The sequence below is a fragment of the Actinomadura sp. WMMB 499 genome (genome assembly GCF_008824145.1).
GTDB lineage: Bacteria > Actinomycetota > Actinomycetes > Streptosporangiales > Streptosporangiaceae > Spirillospora.
This window is the reverse complement of record NZ_CP044407.1, coordinates 3,735,471-3,761,706: the sequence shown is the minus strand read 5'-3', so window position 1 is coordinate 3,761,706 and position 26,236 is coordinate 3,735,471. Positions and strand designations below refer to the sequence as shown.

Genomic DNA, 26,236 nt, shown 5'->3' with positions numbered 1-26,236 from the left:
ACTCACTTGTGTCGACAATGCCTACATAAAGAGAACTAGCGGGTGCCATCGTTCGGAGTATTGCATACCTCCCGACCAGCAAGGTTTTTGGTGTTCGACCAAACGCGCACCGCAATGTACCGCGACCGTGAATGCGTGCGTAACCCACACTCGTGGGATTCTCTTGACATTTTCATCTGGAATGCGGAGGATCGCCCGCATCGGCGACTGAAAGCGATAAATCGGATGACTCCGCCCGGGGCGGGGGAGAAGGGGGCGCCATGGGGGCTCGGCTGGTCGGGCCGGACGGCGGCGGGACCGTCGACCTGGAGACCGCCGCGGGCGTCGCGGTGCGGGCGCTCCGCGACGCCGGGGTGGGCGCCGGGGACCGGGTCCTGCTGTGGGCCGACAACGCCCCGCCCTACGCGGCCGCGGTGCTCGCGCTGATGCACCTCGACGTCTCGCTGGTCCTCCTGGACCACCGGTGCACCCCCGCCGACGTCCGCGCCACGGCCCTCGCCGCCGGGGCGTCCTGGATCGTCACCGACCGGACCGACGCGCCCGTCCCCGCGCGGGCCGTTCCCCTGCCGGCCCTGGACGGGTGCGCACCGGAACCCGGCTTCTCGATCGACGCGCGCCCGTGGCGGGAGCGCGCCGACGCCCTGATCACCTGGTCGTCGGGAACCACCGGCCCGCCCAAGGGCATCGTCCGCAGCGGCGAGGCGTTCCTCGGCAACCTGGAACGCACTCAGCGCCGGTTCGGCTACCGGCCCGACGACGTGCTGATGCCCCTGCTGCCCTTCTCCCACCAGTGGGGGCTCTCGCTGATCCTGCTCGCCTGGATCAGCGGCGCGTCCCTCGTCGTCGCCCCCTACACCCGCGTCGACCGCGCCCTGCGGCTGGCGGAGCGCACCCGCGCGACCACCATCGACGCGACCCCCGCCACCTACCACAGCCTGCTGAACGTCCTGGCCCGGCAGCCCGCGCTGCACGGCGCGGTCGCCACCGTGCGGCGCTGGTGCACCGGCGGCGCGCCCGTGAACCCCGGCCTGACGGAGCGGTTCCAGCAGGTCATGGGCCACCCGCTGCTGGACGGCTACGGCAGCACCGAGGCCGGGAACATCACCTTCGCCCTCCCCCCGGACCCGGTGGCCTGCGGCCGTCCGCTCGACGGCGTCGAGGTGTGGATCACCGCGCCCGACGGACGGCCCGCCGCCCCCGGGGCGACCGGCGAGATCTGGGTGCGCTCGCCCGACCTGTTCACCGCGCACCTGAGCGCGGCCGGGATCGAGCCGATGGACCACCGCGGCGGCTACCGCACCGGCGACCTCGGCTTCCAGGACGCGGACGGCAACCTGCACGTGCTCGGGCGCAAGTCGGCCGTGCACCGCTCCGGGCACACCCTGTACCCGGAGGCCATCGAGCGGACGGCGGAGCGGTGCGGCCGTCCCGTCAAGATCGTCGCGCTGGACGACGACCGGCGCGGCGCCCAGCTGGTGTTCGTCGTGGCCGACCCGGACGGCGGCACCCCCCACGCCTGGTGGGAGCGCCTGTGCGCGCTGCTGCCGGCCTACGAGCAGCCGAACCGCGTGCTGGTCGTGGACCGGTTGCCGCTGAACCGCACCGGCAAGGTGGACGCCGCCGAACTGCGGCGAGCGGTACTGACCGAGTTCGGAGCCGAGCCGCCGTCCCCGCAGTCCCCGCCATCACCGCCGTCCCCGGCGGCCGTCGCCGGCGACCCGGTTCACCGGACGTGAAGGGAACCCCCATGGCAACGCATTCCACGAGGACGGCGCCGCACCGGCGCGTCGTCGTCACCGGCGCCGGGGCGGTCTCCCCGATCGGTGTGACGACCGACGAGTTCTGGGCGGGCCTGCTGGCCGGCCGCAGCGGCGTGGGACCCATCACCTGGTTCGACGCCGCGGACCTGCCGGTGCGGATCGGTGCGGAGGTCCGCGACTTCGACCCGGACGTCTACCTGGAGCGCCGGGTGAGCCGCCGGCTCGACGGCTACGCCCAGTTCGCCATCGCGGCCGCGTACCAGGCCACCGCGCAGGCGAAGCTGCCCGTCGGCGACGGGCTGGGCGACCGGACCGCGGTGTACGTCGGGTCGGCGTACGGCGCCGACAAGCTGATGACGACCGCCCTGAACACGCTGCGGGACCGCGGCCACCGCGCGATGAGCCCCTTCTACGCCGCCAACAGCGGGGTGGACAGCGCGGCGGGCGAGATCGCGATGCTGTTCGGCGCGACCGGCCCGTCCAACTCCATGAGCACCGCGTGCGCCACCGGGGCGACGTGCGTCGGCGAGGCCACCCGCCTGATCCGGCACGGCTACGCCGACGTCGCCCTGGCCGGCGCCTCCGACGACTGCGTGACCCCCCTCAACATCTCGACGACCTCGCGGACCGGGGCGCTGTCCCGCCGCAACGACGACCCGGCGCGGGCCAGCCGCCCCTTCGACCGGGACCGCGACGGGTTCGTGATGGGCGCGGGCGCCGGCGTCGTGGTGCTGGAGTCCGCCGAGCACGCGCTGGAGCGGGGCGCCCCGATCCTCGCCGAGGTGGCCGGGTACGGCACGAGCACGGACGCCTACCACGTGACGGCCCCGCACCCGGAGGGGCGCGGCGCGCGCGCCGCGATCCGGGGCGCGCTGCGGGACGCCGGGCTCGCCCCGGCGGACGTCGACCACGTCAACGCGCACGGCACCGGCACGGTGCTGAACGACCGGACGGAGGCCGCGGCGATCCGCGCGGAGCTGGGCGAGCACGCCGAGCGCGTCCCGGTCAGCGGGATCAAGTCGATGACCGGGCACACGCTGGGCGCGGCGGGCGCGCTGGAGCTGATCGCGTCGATCTGGGCGATCCGGGAGGGCGTGGTCCCGCCCACGATCAACTGCGACGACCCCGAGGACACCGGACTGGACTTCGTCCCCGGCGAGGCCCGGCGGCACCAGGTCCGCACGGTCCTGAGCAACTCCTTCGGGTTCGGCGGCCGCAACGTCGTGCTGGCCGTGACCCGCTGGGAGGAGTGAGCGGTGCCCGGAGCGGGACGGCGCACCCGAACGAACGTGGATCCGGCGCGGGACACCGATCACCCTTTCCCTGTCCTGCTCCGCAGGAGTTCCGTTTCCTTCCCGGCCTGAAGGCCGGGGTGCCCACGAAGGAGTCCCGATGAAGGGCGAACTTGTCACGCTGCGGCGCGTGACCGAGGACGACTACGACGCGCTGACGTCCTGGGCGAGTGGACGGCCCGGCCTGTACGGCAGCGGTGCGGCGGCCTTCCCCAGCCGGGAGCAGATGCGCGGCAGCATCGAGTCGGGCGCCGCCCGCTACCTCATCGCCGTCGATCCGGAGGGCCGCCGGATCGGCGCGGTGACCTGGGATCCGGGCGCCCACGCCCTCAGCTTCCGGATCGGGGTGATGATCGGCGACGAGGACCTGTGGACGGAGGGGCACGGCGCCGAGGCCGTCCTGCTCCTGCTGAACCTCCTGTTCCACACCATGGGGGCGCACCGGGTGGAGATGCTCGCCGGCCTTTACAACCGGCAGCCCGTGCGGATGGTCACGCAGGGATACATGGTGCTGGAGGGCATCCTGCGCGACTACTTCTTCGTGGACGGCGAGTACTTCGACGCCGTCATCCTGTCGCTGCTGCGCCCGGACTACTACCGCCTCGTCGAGGATCTGGAGATCCCGCAGGACGCGATCCCGGCCGACCAGAAGCGGGAGGCGCGCGAGACGCTGCGCAAGCACCTGGCCGACATCTCCGCCGACCACTTCGTCCGGATCATGGAACGGTAGGCGGCCGACCGGACGCCCGCCACCGAAACTCACCAACGTCCGAAGTCAGCTCAGGAGGCTCCCATGTCATCAGCCGCTTCCCGCGTGCCGGCCGCCGCGACCGCGTCCGGCGAAGCGGCACCGGACGTGCCCCGGTTCTACGCGCCCTTCAGGTGGGACGAGGTGGACGAGGTCACCCGGACGCTCGGGACGGCCGTGCTGACCGGCCTGGTCGACACGGACCTGCTGGCCCGGTTCGGCGGGGAGGTCGACCGGTGGTTGGAGCGGAACCCCGACAGTGCCTGCCCGGACAGCGGGTCGCCGGTCTACGACACGTTCATGGGGCGCCGGACGGCGCGGCTGCAGGGGCTGCTCGCCAAGGCGCCCGCGGCGGCGGACCTGATCCGCCACCCCGGCATCCTCGGCTGGGCGCGCCGGCTCCTCGCCCCCGTGTGCGACGGTGTCCAGCTGAGCGCGGCCGAGTTCATCCAGATCGGCCCCCGCGAGCGGCGCCAGTACACCCATCGCGACAGCGACGCGTGGTGGTTCGCGCCGCGCGGGCCGGACCCGCTGTGCGTCAACGCGATGGTGGCGATGACCCCGTTCGACGAGCGGAACGGCGCGACCCGGGTGGTGCCGGGGAGTTGCGGGTGGCCGGAGGGCCGCCGCCCCGTGGACGGCGAGGCCGTCCAGCCCCGGCTCGACCCCGGCGACGTCCTGCTGTTCCGCGCCGACGTCTTCCACGGCGGGGGCGCCAACCGCACCACCGACCAGTTCCGGCGCGGCGTCGTCCTCAGCTACTGCGCGGGCTGGCTGCGCCCGCTCGAGAACTCCTTCCTCAACGTGCCGCGGCGGGTCGCCGCCGGGCTGCCCGAGGAGGTGGCGGAGCTGCTCGGCTACCGCATCCACGACTCGACCGCCCGCGGCGGCGGAATCATCGGCACGCACGAGTACGGCGACCCCCGCCGAGCCCTCCACGCCTGACGCGGCACGCCGGCGCGCCCGGATCGCGGTGCTTCAGCCGTCGCCCGCCGCGACCTCGTCCAGCAGCGCCGACCAGGACGAGTCGTCGCCGCTGCCGGCCACCGGGGACGGCGGTGCGGCTGCGGGCGGTCCGGTCAGGCGGTCGGTCAGCAGCGCGGTCAGGTCCGCCACCGTCGGGTGGTTCCACAGTGTCGTGGCGGACAGCGTCGCGCCCGTCAGCCGCTCCAGCCTGCGCCGCAGCGCCAGCCCCATGATCGAGTCGAGGCCGAGTTCGGCCAGCGGGCGGTCGTCGGACAGCGCGCCGGCCGCCAGGCCCAGCTCGGCCGCGGCGGCCTCCCGCACGGCCGCCGCCAGGGCGGGCTCCAGCTCGCCCGGCGGCAGCGCCGTCCAGTCCGGACGGGCGGGACGTTCGCCGTCCGCCGGGGAGCCCGATCCGGGTGGGGCCGAGGGCAGGACGTCGGCGAGCAGGCCGCCGGGAGGTGCGTCCGGCGTGCCCCCCGGAGCGACGACCAGGGCCTGGGGCGCCCCGCAGCGCAGCACGTGCTCCAGCGCGCCGAACGCCTCGTCCGCGCGCAGGGGACGCAGCCCGGCGGCGCGCACCTGCTCGTCGACCAGGCGCGCGTCGGCGGCGAAGCCGAGCCCCTCCCAGGGGCCCCACCCGAGGCTCGCCACCCGGACGCCGTCCCGGCCGCGCGCACGGGCGAAGCCGTCCAGGAACGCGTTCGCCGCCGCGTACGGCCCCTGGCCGGGCACGCCGAGCAGGGCCCCGGCCGAGGAGAACAGCACGAGGAAGTCCAGTTCGTCCGCCGGGAGCACGGCCTCCAGGGCCAGCAGGCCCCCGACCTTGGGCCGCAGGACCGCCTCGACGACGCCGTCGTCCAGTGCCCGCAGCGGCCGGTCGCCCACCACCCCGGCCGCGTGGACGACGCCGCGTATCGGGGGCTGACCCGCCCGGTCGCGCTCGTCGACGAGGCGGCGCAGCGCGCCGGCGTCTCCGACGTCCAGGGCCACGGCCTGCACGGCGACGCCGCGCGCCTCCAGCTCGCGGATCGCGGCGACTCGCGCGGCCGCGGCGGGCTCCCGATCCCAGTCGCGGCGCGGCGGCAGCGGCGTGCGCCCGGCCAGGACGAGCCGCCGCGCGCCGCGCTCGGCCAGCCACCGGGCGGTCCGCAGCCCGAGGGCGCCGAGCCCGCCGGTCACCAGGTAGGCGGCGTCCGGACGGCACCGCGTCGGGGCATCGTCCGGCGCGTCGCCGGCGGGGACGAGCCGCAGGCCCGTCACCGTGCCCGCACTGATCGAGAGGGGACCGTCCGGGCGAACCCCGAGCACCTCCGCCAGTGCCGCGAGCGTCGCGTCGTCCTCGTCGCCGAAGTCGACCAGCCCGCCGAAGTTCTCCGGATGTTCGGCGTCCGCGACCCCCGCCAGGCCCCACAGCAGCGACTGGCGGACGCCGGCGTCGTCCCGTGGAGACCGCGCTCCCCGGGTGACCAGCCAGACCCGGGCCGGTCCCTTCGCCGCCGCGATCGTCGCGGCGGCGCGGCGCACCGTCGCGACGGCGTCCTCGAACGGCGCGGCGGAGGCGCCGGACGCCGCCGGCGCGAGGACGATCGCCTCGACGTCCGGGAGTCCCTCGGCGGACTCGCCGCGGTGCACCCGGCCGCAGCGGGCGCCCAGGGCGGCGGCGAGCCGGTCGGCGAACGGGCCGGGCGGCCCGACGACCGCGACCGAGGCCGGCGGGACGGCCGCCACGGGCGCCACGGGCTCCCACCGGGGCGCGAACGCCAGCCGCCGCGCGTCCGCGGCCTCGGGTGCGGGCGCCGTACCGGGATCCGCGTCGAGGAGAGCGTAGGCGAGGCGGTCGGCGGCCAGCATGAGCCCGCCGTCCGGGCCGGTGACGGCGACGTCCACGACCACCCCGTCGCGCCCGGTCCCCGCCGAGCGGAGCACGTCGACCACGGCGCGCCCGTCCGGTTCGGGGGCGCCGGCGAGGTGACCGGCGCCGGACGGGACGGGCGTCGCCCGCCGGTCGTCCACCATCGCCAGCGGGGCCAGGTGCAGCACCGCGTCGAGCAGCCCGGCCGTGCCACCGGCGACGTCGACGACGGCGCGGAACCGCCCCGGCCCGCGCCACGCCTCGGTCACCCGCCACGGGTAGACCCGCCCGGCGACCGGACCGTCCAGCAGCGCGTCGACGGCGGCGCCGGTGAGCCGCTCGCCGCCCGGGACGTCACCGTCCAGGCCGCGAGCGAGCGTGCCGGACCCCGTCGGAACGCCACCGAGTGAGGCGGAGCCGGGCGGGGCGGACTCCGGCGGGGCGGACGTGTGGGCGGTCAGGTGGTTCACCCACGCAGCGTCCGGGCGGCCCGGCGCGCGGGCCGCCAGGCGAAGGGCGCCGTCCTGCTCGGTGACCTGGGCCTCCACGGGACGGCCGGAGAGCACGGGGCGCAGCAGCCGCACGTCGGCGACCGCGCCCGTCCCCGACGCCCGCAGCAGGGTGTTGAGCAGCACGGCCGCCGGGACGACCGGCACGCCGCCGACGGTGTGCTCGCCCGGGTAGGGCGGGGCTTCGGGCGTGCAGAGCGCGCGCCACGTCCGGATCGCGGGTTCGGCGGGCACCGTGTCGGCCGCGCCGAGGAGGGTGCCGGGCCCGGGCTCCGGAAGGCCGGGGGCGGGCGCGGTGCTCGCGAGCCAGTGCCGGGTGCGGCGCCACGGTACGGCGGGCAGGTCGACGACGCGGCCCGCCGGGTGCAGCGCCCGCGGGTCGGGGCGGTGGCCGGACGCGGCGAGGCGGGCCAGGGCCGTCCGGAACGTCCACGGCTCGTCGCCGTCGCGGCGCAGCGTCGCGACGGCGACGGGCTCGGCGACGCCCTCCGCGTGCAGGGTCTCCTCGATCGCGTGGGTGAGCACCGGATGCGGCGAGACCTCCACGAAGGGCCCCGTCCCGGCCGCCGCCCGCACCGCCTGCTCGAAGCGCACCGGACGCCGCAGGTTCGCCGTCCAGTACGCCGCGGTGAAATCGGGCGTCTCGCGCGGATCGTCCAGAACGGTGGTGAGGAACTCGCAGGCCGGTTCGCCGGTGCCGGTCACGCCGTCCAGGTCCGCGGCCAGTTCCTCCAGGAGGGGGTCCATGCGGCTGGAATGGGAGGCGACGTCCACCCGGACGGTGCGGGCCAGCCGTCCCTCGGCCTCCAGCCGGGCGACGAGCCGCGCCACGTCCGCCGTATCGCCCGCCACCGTGCTCTGTCCGGGCGCGAGATGCCCCGCCACCTCGACACCGGGGAACTCGGCGGCCAGGCCCGCCGCGCCGAGGCCGGTGAGGTCCGCGACCGCCATCGCGCCGCGGCCGGCGGCGCGGGCCATCAGCCGGGACCGCCGCACGATCACCGCGACGCCGTCCGCCGGGGACAGCGCGCCCGCCACGACCGCGGCGGCGACCTCGCCCATCGAGTGGCCGATCACCGCGGCCGGTGCGGCGCCGTGCGCGCGCCACAGCGCGGCGAGCGCGACCTGGACGCCGAACAGCACCGGCTGGACGCGGTCGATCCCGGTGAGCGGGCGGCCCCGCTCGAGCACCCGCCGCAGCGAGTACCGGGCCTCGCGGACGAACAGCGGGTCGAGCTCGTCCACCGCGGCGGCGAAGGAGGGCTCGGTGGCCAGCAGGCCGCGCCCCATCCCGGCCCACTGCGCCCCCTGCCCGGGGAACACCCACACCGGGCCCTCACCGGCGGTGGTGACCGGCGGGAACACGGCGGGGCCGGGACGTCCGGCGGCGAGGTCGCGCAGCTCGGTCACGAGCTCCGGGCGGGAGGACGCCACGACGGCGGTGCAGGGCCCGGCGGTCCGCCGTGCCAGGGTGCGGCCCACGTCCGGCAGGGCGGGAGCGCTGTCCGGCGCGTCCAGCCGGTCGGCGAGCGCCGTCGCGAACGCCCGGGTCGCGTCCGGGTCGGTGACCGGCAGGCAGTAGACGCACGGACCGGCGGGCGGCGCGTCCGGTTCCGGTTCGGCGGCGGGCGCCTGCTCGAGCACCGCGTGGGCGTTGCCGCCGCCGAAGCCGAACGAGGACACTCCCGCGCGGAGCGGCGCCGTCCGGGCGTCCCGCTCCGGCCAGCGGGACCGCCGCGTCACCACCCGCAGGCGCGCGGCGCCGAAGTCGATGTGCGGGTTGGGTGCGGTGAAGTGCAGGCTGGGCGGCACCCCGCCGTTGCCCAGGGCCAGCACCACCTTGATCAGCCCCGCGACGCCCGCCGCGGCCTCCAGGTGCCCGATGTTGGTCTTGACCGACCCGACCGGCAGCGGCGCGTCCGGCTCCCGTTCCGCGCCGAACACTCGGCCCAGGGCGCGGGCCTCGACGCTGTCGCCGAGCATGGTGCCCGTGCCGTGCGCCTCGACGTAGTCGACCTCGCCGGGGGAGACGCCGGCGGCGGCGCACGCGGCCCGCAGCACGTCCTCCTGGGCCCGGGGGTTGGGCGCCATCAGGCCGTTGGACGGGCCGTCGCTGTTGACGGCGCTGCCGCGCAGGACCGCCAGCACGCGGTCGCCGTCCCGGCGGGCGTCGGCCAGCCGCTTCAGCACCAGCACGCCGCAGCCCTCGCCGCGGACGTAGCCGTCTGCGGCGGCGTCGAAGGTCTTGCACCGGCCGTCGGCGGCCATGGCCCCCGCCCGGTGGAAGTTGACGGTCACGCCGGGCGACAGGATGAGGTTGACGCCGCCGGCGAGCGCGAGGTCGCTCTCCCCCGACGCCAGGCTCCGCGCGGCGAGGTGCACCGCCGTCAGGGACGAGGAGCAGGCGGTGTCGACGACGAGGCTGGGGCCGTGCGTCCCCAGCCAGTAGGAGATCCGGTTGGCGATGATGCTCGGGCTCGCGCCGGTGCCCGTCCAGGCGTCCACCGCCGTCAGGTCGCGGAACAGCAACTGGCCGTAGTCGGAGGTGGACGCGCCGACGAACACGCCGGTGCGGGACCCGGCCAGCGCGCCGGGGGCGACGGCCGCGTGCTGCAGCGCCTCGACCGCGACCTCCAGCGCCAGCCGCTGCTGCGGGTCCATCGCGGCGGCCTCGCGCGGCGCGATGCCGAAGTGCTCGGCGTCGAAATCGCCCGCGTCGCCCGCCAGGAAGCCGCCGCGCGGGACCGTCCCGCCGAGCAGCCGCACGACGGCGGGCTCCTGCTCCCGCCAGTCCCGCCAGCGGTCCGCGGGAATCTCGCCGACACCGTCGCGACCCGCCGCCAGCATGTCCCAGAACGCCGCCGGGGTGGTGACGCCGCCGGGGAACCGGCAGCCGATGCCGATGACGGCCACCGGCCCGCAGCCCGACGGCGCCGGGCCCTGCGCCGGGTTCTCCGCCGGGCCCGCCGCGGGGACCGGTGCGCGGTCGTCCCGTCCGGGAACGCACGCGCGTGCCAGCCCGGCGACCGTCGGGTGGGCGTAGACGAGCGCGGGATCGACGACGGTGTCGAGCCGCTCCTGCAGCTCGCCGGTGATCTCGACGACGTCGCGCGAGGCCAGCCCCAGTTCGGTGAAGGGGCGGTGCGGGTCCACTGCGGCCGCGGGGCGCCGCAGCCGGCGGGCGAGCCGGTCGACCAGCCAGCGCCGGATCTCCGCCTCGGCCGGCGCCCCGGATCCCGGCGGCGTCATCGCCCGCCGTCCGCCGCCACGGCGCCGATGACCGCGGGGTCCTGCGGGGCGGTGCCGGGGGCGGCGAAGCGGGCGCGGCACTCGGCACGCCGGATCTTTCCGCTGGTGGTTCGCGGGAGGCGGCCCGGCCGGACGAACACCAGCAGCTCCGCCCGCAGCCCGTGGTCGGTCGCGAGCGCCGCGTTCACCGTGCCGGCCAGCTCCGCGACCGGTTCGCCGAGGCGGCCGCCCCGCAGCTCGACGGCGACGCCGAGCGCCTCGCCGTCCGCCGTCTCCACCGCGAAGGCCGCCACACCGGCCGGACGGATCGCCGCGTGCGCCCGCTCGACGGTCAGTTCGAGGTCGGCGGGGGCGTGGTTGCGGCCGTCCACGACCACCAGTTCCTTGCGGCGGCCGGTGATGAACAGCTCGTCCTCGTGCAGGAAGCCCATGTCGCCGGTGCGCAGCCAGCGCCCCGGCGGCCCGTCCGGCAGCTCGGTGAAGACGGTGCGGGTCAGCTCGGGCCGCCGCCAGTAGCCGTCGCTGATGTTGGCGCCGCTCGCGCAGACCTCGCCGATCCGGCCGGGCGGCAGTTCCGCGCCCGTCTCCGGATCGATGACCAGCACGCGGACGCCGGGCAGCGGCGGCCCGCAGCTCACCAGGTCCCGCGCGGGCCCCGCGCCGTCGGCCGGACGGGCGCGGCCCGCGGTGAGCTCCGCGCGGTCGAAGGCGCGGACCCTCGCGCCGCGCACGGCGGCGGTCACGCCTAGGGTGGCCTCGGCGAGCCCGTAGCCGGGCGAGACCGCCACCGGATCGAGGCCGCAGGGGCCGAAGGCGTCCAGGAAGGCCCCGACGCTGCCGGGCCGGACCTGCTCGCTGCCGTTGGCGATGCTGGTGAGCGAGGTCAGGTCCAGGTCGCGGCGCCGGTCCGGGCCGATCCGGCGCACGCACAGGTCGAAGGCGAAGTCGGGGCCGGCGGTCCAGGTGCCCCGGTAGTCGGAGATCAGCCGCAGCCAGCGGTGCGGTTCCTGCAGGAACGCCATCGGCGCGAAGAGCACCGCGTGCGCGCCGGCGCCCAGCGGCAGCACGATGCCCGAGATCAGACCCATGTCGTGGAAGAACGGCAGCCACGACACCACCACCGAGCGGTCGTCCATCTCCGACTGCCGCTCGATCTGCCGGATGTTCGCGATCAGGTTGGCGTGGCTGACGCACACCCCCACCGGCTCGCGGGTGGAGCCCGAGGTGTACTGCAGGAAGGCCAGGTCACCGGGCGAGCGAGGCGGGTCGGTCCACCCGGCGGCCGCCTCGGTCGGCACCTGGTCGACGCAGAGGACGGCGTCCTCCGGCGCACCGTCGAGCGCCGCCTCGACGTCGGCGCGCGCCCCGGTGGTGGTGAGCACGCGGCGCGGCGCGCAGTCGGCCAGCACGCCGCGCAGCCGGACGGCCTGGCCCGACCGTTCCGGCTCGGGTAGCGGCACCGCGACGCACCCCGCGTACAGGCAGCCGAGCCACGCCTCCACGTAGCCGGGGCCGTGCGGGCACGCCACCGCCACCCGGTCGCCGGGCGCGCAGGTCCGCTGGAGCGTCGCGGCGACCGCACGGGCCCGCTCGTCCAGGGTCTCGTAGTCGACGGCCCGCGCCCGGCCCGCCCGGTCGGCGGCGAAGTCGACGAAGGAGAACGCCACCTGCTCGGGCGTGCGCTCGGCCCGGCGGCGGACGATCGCCACGAGGTCGTCCGGCCCGTCCGGCCCGTCCGGCCCGGCGGGGGGCGCGGGCATGCCCGCCGCGCCGTCCTCCGCCGCTTCGCCGGGCGACAATGTTCCGTGCGCGCCATGTGCCATGAACACCATGGTCGTGAGCAGCGGAAAGCCAGACAATGACCCGGAATCAGCAGTGCGCTCATACTTTCGTGCCATTGTCGGGGCGGCACGCTGAGTGATTTCCCCCGTATCTGCTCGGTATCGGGCACCTGCCGGCCGAACCCACCGGGGGTAGGGGTGTGGCAATGTCGCCTCCGGTCCGCCATTGACAGCGATTCGGCTCCGCGGCTAGCTTGCGGCGAACCGAAATGCTCGGTGGGGGCGAATGGGAATTCTCGACGGCAAGAACATTCTGATCACCGGCGTGCTCAGCTACTCGTCGATCGCGTTCGAGATCGCCCGGACGGCCCAGGCGGAGGGCGCCGAGGTCGTGCTGACCTCCTACGGCCGCCGCAGCCTGGTGGAGCGGGTCGCGGCGCGGCTCCCTGAGCCCCCTCCGGTCGTCGACCTCGACGTCACCGACACCGCGCAGCTCGACGCGCTGGCCGAGCGCGTCGGCGTCCACCTCGACGGGCTGGACGGCGTCGTGCACGCGATCGCGTTCGCGCCGCCGGGCGCCCTCGGCGGCGAGTTCCTGCGCACCTCGTGGGACGACGCGGCGACGACGTTCCAGGTGTCGGCCTTCTCCCTCCAGGCGCTCACGGGCGCGGTGCAGCCGTTGCTGCGGGACGGCGCCTCCATCGTGGCGCTCGACTACGACGAGGGCGGGGCGTCCCCCGGCTACGACTGGATGGGGGTCGCCAAGTCCGGGCTGGAGTCGTGCGCCCGGTACCTGGCGCACTACCTGGGGCCGCGCGCCGTGCGGGTGAACCTGGTCGCGGCGGGGCCGCTGCGGACGGTCGCCTCGTCCCACATCCCCGGGTTCGGGGACTCGCTGGCGGACTGGGACGAGCGCGCGCCGCTGGGCTGGCGGCCCGACGGCCACGCGCTGGTCGCGCGGGCGTGCACGGCGCTGCTGTCGGACTGGTTCGGCGCGACGACGGGCGAGATCGTCCACGTGGACGGCGGCCGGCACGCGATGGGCGGCTGAGTCTCGGCGATGTTACGGCCCGGTGAATTCGGATAGCAGAGGTATGTCTGCCATTTTCGGGTGATAATGGACGCCGAATGGCGAAGTTCGCCCGGCGTCCCGCGGCCGCGCGGCTCAGGAGGTCGCGGCGCGTGCGGTCACGCGGCGCCTGATCAGCTCGGTGACGTCCCCGACCGTCCTGATGTCCTTGAGTTCGTCGTCGTCGATTTCGACGTCGAACCGGTCGAAAATCGCGGCGCCTATCTCGACGACCCCGAGGGAGTCCACATCGAGATCCTGCATGAGATGCTTCTCCGGAGTCACCTCGTCACGGGGAGCGCCCGCCACCTCTTCGACTATCTGGGCCACCATCAGGTCGATATCTGTGTTCATCGCGAAGTCACCTCGCCGTTGGTCTCGCCGTGGTCGGTCCGGTAGGTCGACCCAGCACATCGTGGCATCGCCGGGGACCGCGGCCATCCCCAGTATGTGGGCAACGGCATACTCAATTGAGAGTAGTGCCAATGGCCCGGGAGGCTTGCAAAGTGATCGACTGTCGGTTCTCATTATCCCATGCAGATTGATCGACTGCTGGCGGTCGAGAAACCTATGCGGCGGTGGCGCGGGGTAACGGTCTCCCGCGACACGTGGATTGCGGGCGCTGCGTTTGCATTTGGTTGCACTCTGTTGTGGTCTGAAAGTTTTTCAGGTTCTGGGGAAATGGTCCGTCCGGTGTGCCTCGTGCCCCCGTTGGTCCTGGTCAGTGGGTCCTTACTGGTGTACCGGACGAGGCCGCTGCTCGCGCTCGGGCTGGCGGCGGCGGCCGTCACCGCCGACGTGGCGGCGGGGCCGTCGCTGTTCCCCGTGCCGATCCTGGCGTACCTGCTCCACCAGGCGACCGTGCGCGGACCGGCCGGCGCGGCCTCGTGGCTGGCCCGCGGAGGCTATCTGGCGTGCGCTCTCGTGGCACTGCCCGTCCTGGCGTGCACGCAGAGCATCCGGCACGGCGTGCTGACGGCGATGTGCGCGTCCCTCGTGCTGGTGTGGCCGTCCATGACCGGGCTGACGGTCCGCAAGCACATCGAGCGCGCCGAGCAGGCGCAACGGAGGATCGGAGTGGAACGTAGCAAGTCGGCGATGCAGGAGCGGGCCCGCGTGGCGGGCGACATCCACGACATCGTCGGCAACCACCTGAGCGCCATCGCGCTGCAGTCCACCGCCGCGATGGCCACCGCCCCCCGTGGCGACGAGAGGCATCTGACGGCCCTGGCGGAGATCCGGCGGAGCAGCCTGGAGGGGGCCGGCGAGATCCGGCGCATGGTCGCGGCCCTGCGCGCGGAGGAGTGCGGTGCGCCGTCCGTGCCCGCGTCGCTGGACCTGGCGCGGTCGCTCATGGAGCGCATGGAGAAGCTGGGAGCGCCGGCGCGGCTGCAGACGCTGGGCACGCCGGTGGCACTCCACCGGGACGTCGAGACGACCGTCTGCCGGATCATCCAGGAATCGCTCACCAACGTGCTGAAGCACGCCTGCGGGGCCGCCGTCGACGTCACCATCGCCTACCGGCCGGACCAGGTGGTGATCACGGTCGAGAACGACCTGCGCGGCGCGCACCGGGATCTGGCGCTCACCGGTTCCGGGTTCGGCCTGGCTTCCATGGTCGAACGGGCCGAGCGGATCGGCGGGACGTGCACCGCACGGCGGCACGGGGACCGCTGGCGGGTGCACGCGGTGCTGCCGCCGTACCCGGCCGGCCGGGACCATTCGGAACGTTCTTCACCAGGGGAGTCGCCGCCATGACCGTCCGCGTTCTCGTCGTCGACGACCACCTTCCCGTCCGGGTGGGCTTCTCCATGATCATCAACGCGGCCGAGGGGGTGGAGGTGGTCGGCGAGGCCGCCGACGGCGAGCAGGCCCTGAAGCTGGCGCAGAAGCTCGCCCCGGACGTGGTTCTCATGGACATCCGCATGCCGGGTCTGGACGGGATCGCCACCACCCGGCGGATGTGCGTGCTGGGCGTGACGAACGTCCTGCTGACCAGCGCGTTCGACGCCGACGAGTACCTGTTCGGCGCACTGCGCGCGGGGGCGGCCGGGTTCCTGCTGAAGGACACCGACGCCGATTCGCTGATCAGGGCGCTGCGCTCGGTGGCGGACGGGGGCGGGGTGCTGTCGCCGAGCGTGACCCGGCGGCTGATCGACGACTACGCGACCCGGATGTCGCCGCCGGAGGCGCGCGAGCAGCAGGCGAAGATCCTCGAACCGCTCACCGCGCGGGAGCGGGAGGTGCTGGCCTGCGTCGGGCGCGGCCTGTCCAACCGGCAGATCGCCACCGAGCTGAAACTCGCCGAGAACACCGCCAAGACGCATGTCAGCCGGGTACTGGCCAAGCTCGGGCTGAGCAGCCGGGTGCAGGCGGCCATCCTGGCCCAGGAGCTCGACCTGGCCTGAGCGCCGCCGCCCGCCCCGCCGCATCCGCACCCGTCAACTCCCGTCCCGGGACGGCTCGTCCTTGCCGCCGGAGGAGGAGACCGTCGCCACGATGGGCCAGATCACCCAGATCCCCAGCATGGTGGTCATGGACCTGATCCAGGCCCAGAGGTGTCCGGTGCGGTCCGGGTCGTCGACGAAAACGATGATCGCGAGCAGCAGTCCGCAGGTGATGGTCCAGGTGATGCATGCCTTGCCGAACTCGCGCCACTCGTACCGCATGTAGGCCCGGCCCGACTTGGGCGGGCGGCGCGGCGGGGGCCCGCCGGCGAAGCGGTGCGCGAACCGGTCGTCGGCCCACCGGATGATGCTCGGGCCGAACACCACGGAGAAGCCGATGTACACGGCGGCGAGCCCGTGCTGGGCGCCGGCCGTCGCTCCCGCGCGCAGATCGAAGTAGGACGCGACGAGCAGCACGAGGTCGAGCAGCGGGACGCCCGCGAGCAGCACCGCGCCGAGGCGCCGCCGGCCGAGCAGGTAGCGGGCGGCCAGCCCGGCGGCGAGCACGACCCAGAAACCGATTTCACAGGCCACGATGAGGCCGAAGATCATGCTATGCGCCCACTTTCCCTTTCGGCGGCTGCTTTATGGCTCGCGTGGTTTCGGTGACTCAGTGGCGTCGCTCGACTTCATGGTGGTATGTCCATCGGGAGACGTCAAGGAACGGGGAGAATCCCGTACTCGGGAAGTTCGGCCGGGGAGTTCGGCCTACATCGAAAGTAGGACGCCGGACGACGCGGCGGCCGGAACGTCCGGTGACATGGCCCGGCAAGCCGGGCGCGGGTGCCGATGCCCGCGCGGCCGGTAATCGCGAGCCGTCCGTCCGGCGTCGCGAGAACGGGCCTCGCGGTCACGAAATGAGCTACCTCATGAGCTACCTCATGAGCTACATCGAATTGACGAGCCGCTTGCTCATTTCAGGTGATTGATGAATAGCGGCCGGGTGACCATCATTACCGAACGTGGAACGAAGTCGAATCGTCGCCCGCCGATCGCGGGCACGGCTCGGCCGCGCGGCGGGCGGGCGCTGAACGGGCGCCGGAACTGCGGAGCCGCGTCCGCCGGGGGACCGGAGATCCGGCTCGGACCCGGACGGCGGAACCCGGCGGCGGCCTGGCGGATCGACGGTCGATCTGGGAGGGCGATGCGACATGGCGGGGATCGGCGAGCGGCTCGCGAGGCTGGACGGGGACCGACGGGACGAGCTGGACGCGCGGTCCCGCGCGGCCGCCGCGACGATCGCGGGCGAGCCCATCGCCATCGTCGGCATGGCGTGCCGGCTGCCCGGCGGCGTCCACGACCCGCAGGACTACTGGCGGCTGCTCCTGGACGGGCGGAACGCCGTCGGCGAGGTCCCGGCGGGTCGCTGGGACGCGGACGCCCGCTACGATCCCGACCCGCTCGTCCCCGGCCGCATGAACTCCCGCTGGGGCGGCTTCCTGGACGACGTGGCCGGGTTCGATGCCGAGTTCTTCGGGATCTCGCCGCGCGAGGCGACCGCGATGGACCCGCAGCAGCGCATCCTCCTGGAGGTCGTCTGGGAGGCGCTCGAGCAGGGCGGCATCGCGCCGGACGGCCTGGCGGGCTCGGCCACCGGCGTGTTCGCGGGCATCTACCACTCCGACTACCGCGCGCTCCAGACCGGCGAACCGGACGCCTACAGCAGTACCGGCACCGCGCACAGCGTGGCGGTCGGCCGGATCAGCTACCTCCTCGGCCTGCGCGGCCCGAGCGTCGCCGTGGACACCGCGTGCTCGGCCTCGCTGGTCTCGGCGCACCTGGCCTGCCAGAGCCTGCGGCTGCGGGAGATCGACCTGGCCGTGGTCGGCGGCGTGAACGTCATCCTCGACCCCGACACGCAGGTCGCCATGTCGCAGTGGGGGATGCTCGCCGCGGACGGCCGCTGCAAGAGCTTCGACGCCGCCGCGGACGGGTTCGTCCGCGGTGAGGGCTGCGGCGTGGTGGTGCTCAAGCGGCTCGTCGACGCGGTGCGCGACGGCGACACGGTGACCGCGGTGATCCGCGGCTCGGCGGTGAACTCCGACGGCCGCTCGCAGGGCGTCACGGCACCGAGCGGCATCGCGCAGCGCGAGGTGATGAGCACCGCGCTGGAGCGGTCCGGGGTGGCCCCCGAGTCGGTCGGCTACGTCGAGAGCCACGGCACCGGCACGGCGCTCGGCGACCCCATCGAGTTCGAATCCCTCGACGCGGTCTACGGCGCGGGCGGCACGGAGGGCGCGGGCGGCGCGGCGCCGCGCTGCGCGCTCGGCGCCGTCAAGACGAACCTCGGGCACCTGGAATCGGCCGCCGGCGTGGCGGGCCTGATCAAGGCGGCGCTCGCGGTCCGGCACGGCACGGTCCCGCCGAACCTGCACTTCGAGCGCTGGAACCCCGCGATCGACGCCGAGCGCAGCCGGTTCTTCGTGCCCGGACGGGCGACGCCGTGGCCGTCCGGTGAGGGCGTGCGCCGTGCCGCCGTCTCGTCCTTCGGGTTCAGCGGGACCAACGCGCACATCGTCCTGGAGGAGCACGTGCGCGCCGCCGCCCCGCCCGCCGATCCCGGCCCCGCGATCTACCCGGTCGCGGCGGCGTCCCCCGAGCGGATGCGGGACACGGCGGCCGCGCTGGCGTCCTGGCTGGAGGGCGACGGCGGGGAGGGGGCCGGGGCCAGGGTGCCGCTGGCCGGCCTCGGACGCACCCTGCTGCGGCGCGCGGACCGTCCGGCCCGCGGCGCGGTCGTCGCCACGACCCGCGCGGAACTGGCCGACGGGCTGGCCGCGCTCGCCGCCGGCCGGCCGCCGCGCGGCGGGGCCGCAGCGGTGACCGGAAGCGACGCCGGGGGCCCGGTGTGGGTGTTCTCCGGGCAGGGCGGCCAGTGGCCCGGCATGGCGCGTGAACTGCTGGAGAGCGACGCCGCGTTCGCGGCGGCCGTCGCCGAGCTGGACCCCCTCGTGCGGGCCGAGGCCGGGTTCTCCCCGGCGGAGGTGCTGCGGGCCGGACGGGACGCGGAGATGAGCGGGGTGGCGAGGGTGCAGCCGCTGCTGTTCACCGTTCAGCTCGCGCTGGCCGCGTCCTGGCGCGCGCACGGCGTGGAGCCCGCCGCCGTGATCGGCCACTCGATGGGCGAGATCGCGGCCGCCGTCGTCGCGCGGGCGCTCACCCCGCGCGACGGCGCCGCGATCGTCTGCCGCCGGTCCCGGCTGCTGGCGACGGTCGCCGGGCAGGGGATCATGGCCTCCGTCGAGGCCCCGGCGGACCGGGTGCGCGCCGCCGCCGCGGAGGCCGCCGGGCTCGGCGAGGTCGACGTCGCGGTGCTCGCCGGGCCCGGCCAGACCGTCGTGTCGGGGGCGACCGCGGCGGTCCGCGCGCTGATCGGCAAGCTGGCGGCCGACGGCATCGACGTCCGCGAGATCAAGGTCGACGTCGCCTCGCACTCGCCCCTGATGGACCCGCTCGCCGGTCCGCTGCGCGAGGCGCTGGCCGACCTGCGCCCGGCCCGTCCCGAGGTGCCGTTCCACTCCACCGTGCACGGCCCGGAGGACGGGCCCCCCGCGTTCGACGCCGACTACTGGGTGGCGAACCTGCGGCGTCCCGTCCGGTTCGCCGACGCCGTGCGGGCCGCGGCGGCGGACGGCCACCGCCTGTTCGTCGAGATCGGTCCGCACCCGGTCCTCGGCGCCGCGCTGGACGGCACGCTGCTGGACGCGCTCGGCGGTGACGACTTCACCGTCGCCTGGAGCCTGCGCCGGGACGAGCCCGCCCGGCGGGAGCTGCTGACCGGCCTGGCGAAGGTCTACACGGCCGGGCACCGCCTCGGCTGGGACCGGGTCTTCCCGGCGGGCACGCCGGCCGATGTCCCCCCGACGCCTTGGCGGCACCGCCACTACTGGGCGGAGACGGCGACGCCGGAGCCGCCGTCCACCGGGCCCGCACCGGCGCCCGAATGGCTGCACCGCGTCGAGTGGCCCGTGGCGGAACCGGCGGGGGAGCCCGCGCTCGCGGGCGGCGACTGGCTGGTCGTCGCCGCGGACGAGGAGGACGAGCGGCTCGCCGCCGACCTCGCCGACCGGCTGCGCGCGTCCGGCGCGACGGCGCGGCAGGCACCGCTCCCGGAGGCCCTCGACCAGGCCGCCGGGCAGGCGAACGGGCAGGCCGCCGGTCAGGCCACCGATCAGGCCGCTGGGCAGGCGACCGGCGTGCCCGGCGTGATCCTCCTCGCGACCGGGACCGCGGCGGGCGGCGATGCCGTCCCGGCGGGCCGCACCGCCGCGGGCGTCCTCGGCCTGGCCCGCTCGCTGGCCGCGTCCCCCCGGCCGTCCCGCCTGTGGCTGGTCACCCGCGCCGCGCAGGCCGTCGGCGGGGAGCCGGAGCTCAACGCGGCCCACGCGCCCCTGTGGGGCCTCGGCCGCTGGCTCGCCGCGCAGCACCCCGCCGCCTACGGCGGGCTGGTCGACCTGCCGCCCGTCCCCGCCCCGGACGACGCCGCCCGCGTCCTGGCCGAGCTGGGCGCGGAACCGGACGACGCGCAGGCCGCCTACCGGGACGGCGCGCGGCACGTCCCGCGCCTCCGCCCGGTCGCGGACGCGCCGGTCGAGGCCGGCCCACCGGTCCCCGGGGACGGCGCCTGCCTGGTCGTCGGCGGCACCGGCCGCATCGGGCCCGCGCTGCTGCCCGGACTCGTCCGCCTGGGCGCCCGCCACCTGGTGGTCGTGTCGCGCGGCGGGCTGCGCGGCGAGTCCGCCGCGGCCGCCGAACGCCTGCGCGCCGAGGGAGTGCCGGTCGCCGACGTGCGCGCCGACGTCGCGGACGAGGCCGCCATGAGCGGGCTGTTCCGCCGGTTCGGCACCGAACTGCCCCCGCTGCGCGCGATCGTCCAGGCCGCCTTGACCGACGGGACGGCGCGGCTGGAGGACATGGACGAAGCCCACCTGGCCGCCATGTTCGCCTCCAAGGTCGACGGCACCGCGCTGCTCGACCGCCTCGGCGCGGAGCACGACGTCGGCTGCTTCCTCGGCTTCTCCGCGCTGGCGGCGCTGTTCGGCGGCTGGGATCCCGCGTACGCCGCGGCCAACTGCTACCTGGAGACGCTCGTGCACGCGCGGCGGCTGCGCGGGCTGCCGGGGCACGTCGTCAACTGGGGCGCGTGGCGCGAGGGGATCGAGGGCACGCCGCAGCAGGTCCTGTTCGAGGGCGCCGGGCTGCGCCTGATGCCCGGCGACCGCGCCGTGCAGACCCTCGGGCCGGTGCTCGCGGGCGCGGCCGTCCAGACCGTGGTGGCCGACGCCGATTGGGACCTGCTCGGCAGCGCCGACTCCGCCGCCCCGTCCCCGCTGCTCGGGCGGCAGGCCGCCGCCGCGCCGGAGGCCGCCGGGGCACCGGACGTCGGCGGGCCGCCGGACGGCAGCCGGGAGAGCCTGCGGCGGGCCGTCCGCGCGACGGTGGCCGAGGTGCTGAAGTTCCCCGAGCCGGAGGCGCTCGGCACGGACCAGAACTTCTTCGACATCGGCCTGGACTCGCTGATGAGCCTGCTCATCCAGCGCCGCCTGCGGGCGCTGCTCGGCCGGCCACTGCCCCCGCTGCGGCTGTCCGCGCACCCGACCGTGGAGATCCTCACCGATCACCTGCACCAGTTGCTGAACGAGCCGTCAACGCACACCTGAGCGGGGCGCGGGCGGCTTTCCGCGCCTCCCCCGGCCATGCGGGAGGGGCCGTCCTGGACGGGCCGGACACGATCAATAGGAGTGGACATGTCGATCAACGGCGAGTTTCTGAAGGTCACCGAGGGACGTCCCGGCGGCAGCGGGATCGTCACCTCCCGCGACTTCGCACCGGGCGAGACGATCATGGAGGTGACGGCCGACGTCGAACTGGCCGATCCCTCCCGCTTCACCCTGCAGGTCGGGATCGGCCGGCACATCGACGCGGGCGACATCCGCTACCTCAACCATTCGTGCGCGCCCAACGCCTACTTCGCCGCGGCGGACGCGCGGCTGGTGGCCGTGCGCGCGATCAGCGCCGGCGACGAGGTGTCGATCTTCTATCCCGCCTCCGAGTGGGACATGGCCGCCCCGTTCCTGTGCGAGTGCGGGGCCGGGTCCTGCGTCGAGTTCGTCACGGGAGCGCGCTTCCTGCAACCCGAGGTGCTCGCGCGGTACCGGGTGAACGAGCACGTTCTCGCCCTGGCCGGTGCGGAGGACGGTGCCGGTGCGGAGGACGGCGGGAAGCTCCCCGCGAGCGGCGACCAGTGAACGCGCCCCATCTGGCGGTCACCTGGACCGACGAGGTCACCGGCGTCACCGGCCACCTCGTCGTGGACCGGCTGCGGCGCGGCGTCGCCAGCGGCGGCGTGCGGATGCGCGCCGGGTGCACCCTGCGGGAGGTCACGGACCTGGCCCGGGTCATGTCGCTGAAGGAGACGGTCGTCTTCCGCCCCGGGGACCGCTACCGGCCGTTCGGCGGCGCGAAGGGCGGCATCGATCTGGACCCGCGGCACCCGGAGGCGCGCGGCGTCCTCAAGCGGTACTTCCTCGCGATGCGCCCGCTCCTGGAGCACCACTGGGCCACCGGCGAGGACCTGGGCGTCCGGCAGGCGACCATCGACGGCCTGATGGCCGAGATCGGCATGCGCAGCTCGGTCGAGGCCGCGCTCCCGCACGTGCACGACGGCGCCGACGCGGGGCTGCGCCGACTGGCGAGCGCGTTCGCCGTCACCGTCGACGAGATCGGCCTCGGCGACCTGACCGGCGGCTACGGCGTGGCCCGCGCGGTCGTGAGCGCCCTGCGGCACGACGCGGGACGCGCGGCGGGCGCCCGCGCGGTGATCCAGGGGTTCGGTTCCATGGGCGGCGCCACCGCCCGCTACCTGGCGCGCGAGGGGCTGCGGATCGTGGGGATCACCGACGCGGACGGCCTGGTCGTGAACCCGGACGGGCTGGACGTCGAGACCATGCTGCGGGCGCGGACGGTGCACGGCGGCATCGACCGCGACCGGCTCGCGCCCGGAGACCGCGAACTGCCGGGCGACGCGTGGATCGGCGTCGACGCCGACGTCCTGGTGACCGCGGCCGTGTCGTACGCCGTCCACGAGGGCAACCACGAGCGGGTGCGGGCACGGTACGTCGCCGAGGCGGCCAACGCTTCGGTCACACCGGGTGCCGAGGCGGCGCTGGCCGGGCGGGATGTCGTCGTGCTGCCCGACTTCGTGGTGAACTCCGCGGCGAACGCCTGGTGGTGGTGGACGCTCTTCGGCGACTGCGCGCCCACCGCGGAGTCGGCCTTCGCGAAGATCGGCGCTTCCATGGACGATCTCGTGGGTCGCATGCTGCGCGCCGCCGCGGCCGGCGGGACGGTCCCGCGGGACGCGGCGGTGGCGATCGCCGAGGCCAACGCAGGAGTGCTGGGCGCCGAGCCGTCCACGCGGCGCAAAGCGCATTCCGGCGGTCCGGATAACGCCCTACCCTCGCTACCTCTTTCGCCTGGACCGGCGCTGCCGAACAGTAATTAGAACAGTCCCGCGGCACTGCTCATTTCGCTGTAATTCACGTACATATTCCGGACTACCCGGCCCGGAAGTGGCACCGAGAACACTGCTATGACCAGGCATTACGAATCCCTTGTTACGCATTGTCGAAGTCCACTCACCCGCCCTGAAATTCGCGCCCGAGCGGCCCTTGACAGTGCCTATTCGGGTGCGCATTATTGCTGGAGTATCAGGCGAAACTCCCATCGGATTGCGAGACGAGTGGGTTGCGAATGAAGGAACATCCGGCGTCCGGCGGGGGCGGCGACGTGGTCGAGGTTTCGACGGAGAAACTGCGCGACGTCTTTCCGGACGGAGAAATCTTCGCGGTGAGCGACGACGCGGCGCTCCTCGAGGAGGCCTCCCGGTACGGGCTCACGAGCGTGCCGATGGACGAGGCGGACGGTCTCCCGGCGGAGGCCAACGTGGTCCTCTTCCTCCGCAACCACCTGCTGAGCAAGGAGATCCGGGGGCGCTTCCGCAAGGCCAGGGTCATGTTCGTCCCGATCTCCAGCTTCGACAACGGGCTGGAGCCGGCCCTCTACACCCTGCGGCTCACACTCCTGACGGACTACGCGGCCGCCGTCGAGCGGACCCGCCGGTGGATCGACGACCTGCGGACCCTGACCGAGCCCATCGGCTTCGTGTCCAAGGGCCCGTGCTCGTCCGCCGACCCCGGGACGAACTTCGTCTGCGAGCTCGCCGACGACCTCACGCTGGACGCCTGGGCCTCGCCCACCATCGGCACCGGGCAGTGGGTCGGGGTGGGGAGCTACTGCGAGATCGCCATCACCGCCCGCCCCTCGCCGAACCGCCCGCGGCCCTTCACGATCGACGGCACCGCCGTCGCGTCCGGTGTCCTGGCCGCCCGCGACCCGCGGTACGACGACGCCGGCGACGCCCGGATCCGGGCCGCGCACGAACTGCGCCGCGAACTGAACCGGCGCGCCCCGATCGTCCTGCGGCTCGAGGGCGGCGTCCTCACCGACCTGACCGCCGGCGGGGAGGACTACACCGGCGCGCTCCGCGAGGTGACCGACCCGAAGTACGGGGGGCACGCCCTCGAACTCGGCCTCGGGACCAACCAGCACGTCCTCCCGCACGTGGACTGGACGGTCAACTCGCAGCTCAACGAAGGCGCCGGGCCGGTGCACATCGGTTTCGGCGACGGTATGACCGGCGCGCACATGGACTTCGTGGTCGCGGCGGCGACCCACCATTTCGGCGCGCCCACCTGACCGCCGTCAACGGCGTCGATGAGATATTTCTCTGAAATGCCTCAGACGATTTCCGTATCCCTTCGGCGGAGAAAGGAGGTGAACTGCACATGCGTAACCTTTCCATTTCGGACCAGTCCTGGACGGTGCAGTCCGACGAGGTTCAGCAGCCCGAGGCTGTCGAGGAGTTCGACGTGTCCGCGGAGGCGGAGTTCGAGCGCAGCCTCAGCTTCACCTACGCCCGGGTCTGACCCGAGCACCGCTCGGTGATTCCCGAGCCCCTGCCAGTCAGAGAGGAGGTGAACGTACACATGCGTAACCTTTCCATTTCGGACCAGTCCTGGACGGTGCAGTCCGACGAGGTTCAGCAGCCCGAGGCTGTCGAGGAGTTCGACGTGTCCGCGGAGGCGGAGTTCGAGCGCAGCCTCAGCTTCACCTACGCCCGGGTCTGATCTGAGATCCGCTCGGTGGGGGCGGCGGGCACGGCTCCGCCGCCCCCACCGATTCGTGGAAAGGAAACACCGATGGCCGCAGCGGGCGACCGCCACATCGTCATCTCGGTCGACAGCCACGGCGGTGCCCCGGTCGACGGATACCGGGATTACCTGGAGTCGGCCTACCTGGAGGACTTCGACCGCTGGGCGGCGGGCTTCGAGGTCCCCTACGAGGACATGAAGGGCGAGGAGGGCTCCCGCAACTGGGATTCCGATCGCCGCCTGCACGATCTCGAGCAGGACGGGATCGTGGCGGAGGTCCTGTACCCCAACACCGTCCCGCCGTTCTTCTCCAGCTCCTCCCTGGCGAGCGGCCAGGCCGCCGTCCCGGACGCGGCGGAGCTGAGCCGCCGGCGGGCGGGCCTGCGGGCGCACAACCGCTGGCTGGCGGACTTCTGCGCCCTGGCGAAGGGCCGCCGCGCCGGTGTGATCCAGGTGATGCCGCACGACATCGACGCCGCGGTCGCGGACGTCCGCGCGGGCGTCGCCGCCGGCCTGCACGGCGGGGTGCTGCTCCCAGGCACGCCGCCGGGATCGGGCCTGCCGCCGCTCTACCACCACGACCACTACGACCCCCTGTGGGAGACCTGCGCCGAGCTGGGGATCCCGATCAACTGCCACAGCGGCAGCTCGGGGCCGCGGACGGGCGACCGGCAGGAGGACGACATGTTCTTCCTCATGGAGATGAAGTGGTGGGACCAGCGGACGCTGCGCCACCTCGTCCTCGGCGGCGTGCTCGAACGCCACCCCGGCCTCAAGGTCGTGTTCACCGAGGCGGGGACCGGCTGGATCCCGGGCCTGCTCCGCTCCATGGACCGGTTCTTCGACTCGACGCGCGCCGCGTCCGGGCCGTCCGGCGGGGAGCTGACCTACAACGGCACGCACGCGCTCGACCGGCTGTCCCTGCGCCCCAGCGAGTACTGGGAGCGGCAGTGCTACGCGGGGGCGAGCTTCATGCACCCGACAGAGACCGCCAAACGGGACCTCGTGGGCGCCGACAGGATGATGTGGGGCAGCGACTACCCGCACATCGAGTCGAGCTTCCCCTACTCCCGCGAGGCCATCCGGTTCGCCCTCGCCGGCGTGCCCGCCGCGGAGGCGGCGTCCATGCTCGGCGGGACGGCGGCCGAGGTCTACGGGTTCTCCCTGGACGACCTCCGCACGCCGGCCGCGCGGTGCGGTCCGGGCCGCGCGGAGGTCGAGTCCGGCATGGACCCGGCCACCCTGCCGCCCGACGCGGCCAAGTGCCCCGCGTTCGCCGGCGCGATGCCCGGGGCGGCGCTGACGCAGCTGGCCGACAACCGGAAGCTCCCCGAGAAGTGACCCGGGACCG

18 protein-coding genes are annotated in these 26,236 nt (G+C 74.6%); 14 read left to right on the top strand and 4 right to left on the bottom strand.

The genetic code is table 11. From position 1 onward, the window contains the following. Nucleotides 1–260 precede the first annotated feature (260 nt). From F7P10_RS16335 to F7P10_RS16320, 4 genes are all read left to right on the top strand, one after another. A complete protein-coding gene (locus tag F7P10_RS16335) occupies nucleotides 261–1,736 on the top strand; it encodes a class I adenylate-forming enzyme family protein (RefSeq protein WP_151010126.1) in 1,476 nt (491 codons plus the stop codon). 11 nt (nucleotides 1,737–1,747) lie between these two features. Continuing rightward, nucleotides 1,748–3,013: a beta-ketoacyl-ACP synthase II gene (fabF, locus tag F7P10_RS16330; RefSeq protein ID WP_151010125.1), complete on the top strand. Its 1,266-nt coding sequence runs from the start codon at nucleotides 1,748–1,750 to the stop codon at nucleotides 3,011–3,013. A gap of 139 nt (nucleotides 3,014–3,152) precedes the next feature. Continuing rightward, complete coding sequence (locus F7P10_RS16325; RefSeq protein ID WP_151010124.1) at nucleotides 3,153–3,782, top strand: GNAT family N-acetyltransferase; 630 nt, start codon at nucleotides 3,153–3,155, stop codon at nucleotides 3,780–3,782. Between the two features lie 63 nt (nucleotides 3,783–3,845). Then, complete coding sequence (locus tag F7P10_RS16320) at nucleotides 3,846–4,745, top strand: phytanoyl-CoA dioxygenase family protein (RefSeq protein WP_151010123.1); 900 nt, start codon at nucleotides 3,846–3,848, stop codon at nucleotides 4,743–4,745. Nucleotides 4,746–4,778: 33 nt separating this feature from the next. Here F7P10_RS16320 and F7P10_RS16315 read toward each other — a convergent pair whose 3' ends face one another. Both F7P10_RS16315 and F7P10_RS16310 read right to left on the bottom strand, forming a co-directional pair. Then, complete coding sequence (locus F7P10_RS16315) at nucleotides 4,779–10,376, bottom strand: type I polyketide synthase (protein WP_151010122.1); 5,598 nt, start codon at nucleotides 10,374–10,376, stop codon at nucleotides 4,779–4,781. Beyond that, nucleotides 10,373–12,199 carry a fatty acyl-AMP ligase gene (locus F7P10_RS16310; RefSeq protein WP_176611497.1) on the bottom strand — a complete coding sequence of 609 codons (1,827 nt, stop codon included), beginning with the start codon at nucleotides 12,197–12,199 and terminating at the stop codon, nucleotides 10,373–10,375. The genes F7P10_RS16315 and F7P10_RS16310 overlap by 4 nt, the downstream gene beginning before the upstream one ends. 244 nt (nucleotides 12,200–12,443) lie before the next feature. On the opposite strand from F7P10_RS16310, the gene fabI reads away from it, so the two are divergent. After that, nucleotides 12,444–13,208, top strand: a complete 765-nt coding sequence (fabI, locus tag F7P10_RS16305; RefSeq protein WP_151010120.1) for an enoyl-ACP reductase FabI — start codon at nucleotides 12,444–12,446, stop codon at nucleotides 13,206–13,208. A gap of 114 nt (nucleotides 13,209–13,322) precedes the next feature. On the opposite strand, the gene F7P10_RS16300 is transcribed toward fabI, so the two are convergent. After that, nucleotides 13,323–13,580 carry an acyl carrier protein gene (locus F7P10_RS16300; RefSeq protein ID WP_151010119.1) on the bottom strand — a complete coding sequence of 86 codons (258 nt, stop codon included), beginning with the start codon at nucleotides 13,578–13,580 and terminating at the stop codon, nucleotides 13,323–13,325. Between the two features lie 384 nt (nucleotides 13,581–13,964). Between F7P10_RS16300 and F7P10_RS16295 the strand changes: the two genes are divergently transcribed. Then, nucleotides 13,965–14,984, top strand: a complete 1,020-nt coding sequence (locus tag F7P10_RS16295) for a sensor histidine kinase (RefSeq protein ID WP_151010118.1) — start codon at nucleotides 13,965–13,967, stop codon at nucleotides 14,982–14,984. Continuing rightward, entirely contained in the window at nucleotides 14,981–15,634 is a 654-nt protein-coding gene (locus F7P10_RS16290) for a response regulator transcription factor (RefSeq protein WP_151010117.1), read from the top strand. Before F7P10_RS16295 ends, F7P10_RS16290 begins: the two co-directional genes overlap by 4 nt. A gap of 33 nt (nucleotides 15,635–15,667) precedes the next feature. On the opposite strand, the gene F7P10_RS16285 is transcribed toward F7P10_RS16290, so the two are convergent. Further along, entirely contained in the window at nucleotides 15,668–16,207 is a 540-nt protein-coding gene (locus tag F7P10_RS16285; RefSeq protein WP_254716633.1) for a hypothetical protein, read from the bottom strand. A gap of 617 nt (nucleotides 16,208–16,824) precedes the next feature. Between F7P10_RS16285 and F7P10_RS16280 the strand changes: the two genes are divergently transcribed. The 7 genes from F7P10_RS16280 to F7P10_RS16260 all read left to right on the top strand — a co-directional run bounded on the left by F7P10_RS16280 (nucleotide 16,825) and on the right by F7P10_RS16260 (nucleotide 26,226). Beyond that, nucleotides 16,825–21,333 carry a type I polyketide synthase gene (locus tag F7P10_RS16280; protein WP_151010115.1) on the top strand — a complete coding sequence of 1,503 codons (4,509 nt, stop codon included), beginning with the start codon at nucleotides 16,825–16,827 and terminating at the stop codon, nucleotides 21,331–21,333. Between the two features lie 87 nt (nucleotides 21,334–21,420). After that, nucleotides 21,421–21,921: an SET domain-containing protein-lysine N-methyltransferase gene (locus tag F7P10_RS16275; protein WP_176611496.1), complete on the top strand. Its 501-nt coding sequence runs from the start codon at nucleotides 21,421–21,423 to the stop codon at nucleotides 21,919–21,921. Then, complete coding sequence (locus tag F7P10_RS16270; protein ID WP_151010113.1) at nucleotides 21,918–23,177, top strand: Glu/Leu/Phe/Val dehydrogenase dimerization domain-containing protein; 1,260 nt, start codon at nucleotides 21,918–21,920, stop codon at nucleotides 23,175–23,177. Before F7P10_RS16275 ends, F7P10_RS16270 begins: the two co-directional genes overlap by 4 nt. Nucleotides 23,178–23,425: 248 nt before the next feature. Further along, nucleotides 23,426–24,430 carry a hypothetical protein gene (locus F7P10_RS16265; protein ID WP_218040539.1) on the top strand — a complete coding sequence of 335 codons (1,005 nt, stop codon included), beginning with the start codon at nucleotides 23,426–23,428 and terminating at the stop codon, nucleotides 24,428–24,430. An 89-nt stretch (nucleotides 24,431–24,519) separates the two neighbouring features. After that, nucleotides 24,520–24,660 (top strand): hypothetical protein, encoded by a 141-nt coding sequence (locus F7P10_RS42380; RefSeq protein WP_176611495.1) that lies wholly within the window; start codon nucleotides 24,520–24,522, stop codon nucleotides 24,658–24,660. A gap of 60 nt (nucleotides 24,661–24,720) precedes the next feature. Then, nucleotides 24,721–24,861 (top strand): hypothetical protein, encoded by a 141-nt coding sequence (locus F7P10_RS42375; protein ID WP_176611495.1) that lies wholly within the window; start codon nucleotides 24,721–24,723, stop codon nucleotides 24,859–24,861. 72 nt (nucleotides 24,862–24,933) lie between these two features. Next, a complete protein-coding gene (locus F7P10_RS16260; RefSeq protein WP_151010111.1) occupies nucleotides 24,934–26,226 on the top strand; it encodes an amidohydrolase family protein in 1,293 nt (430 codons plus the stop codon). Nucleotides 26,227–26,236: the final 10 nt, after the last annotated feature.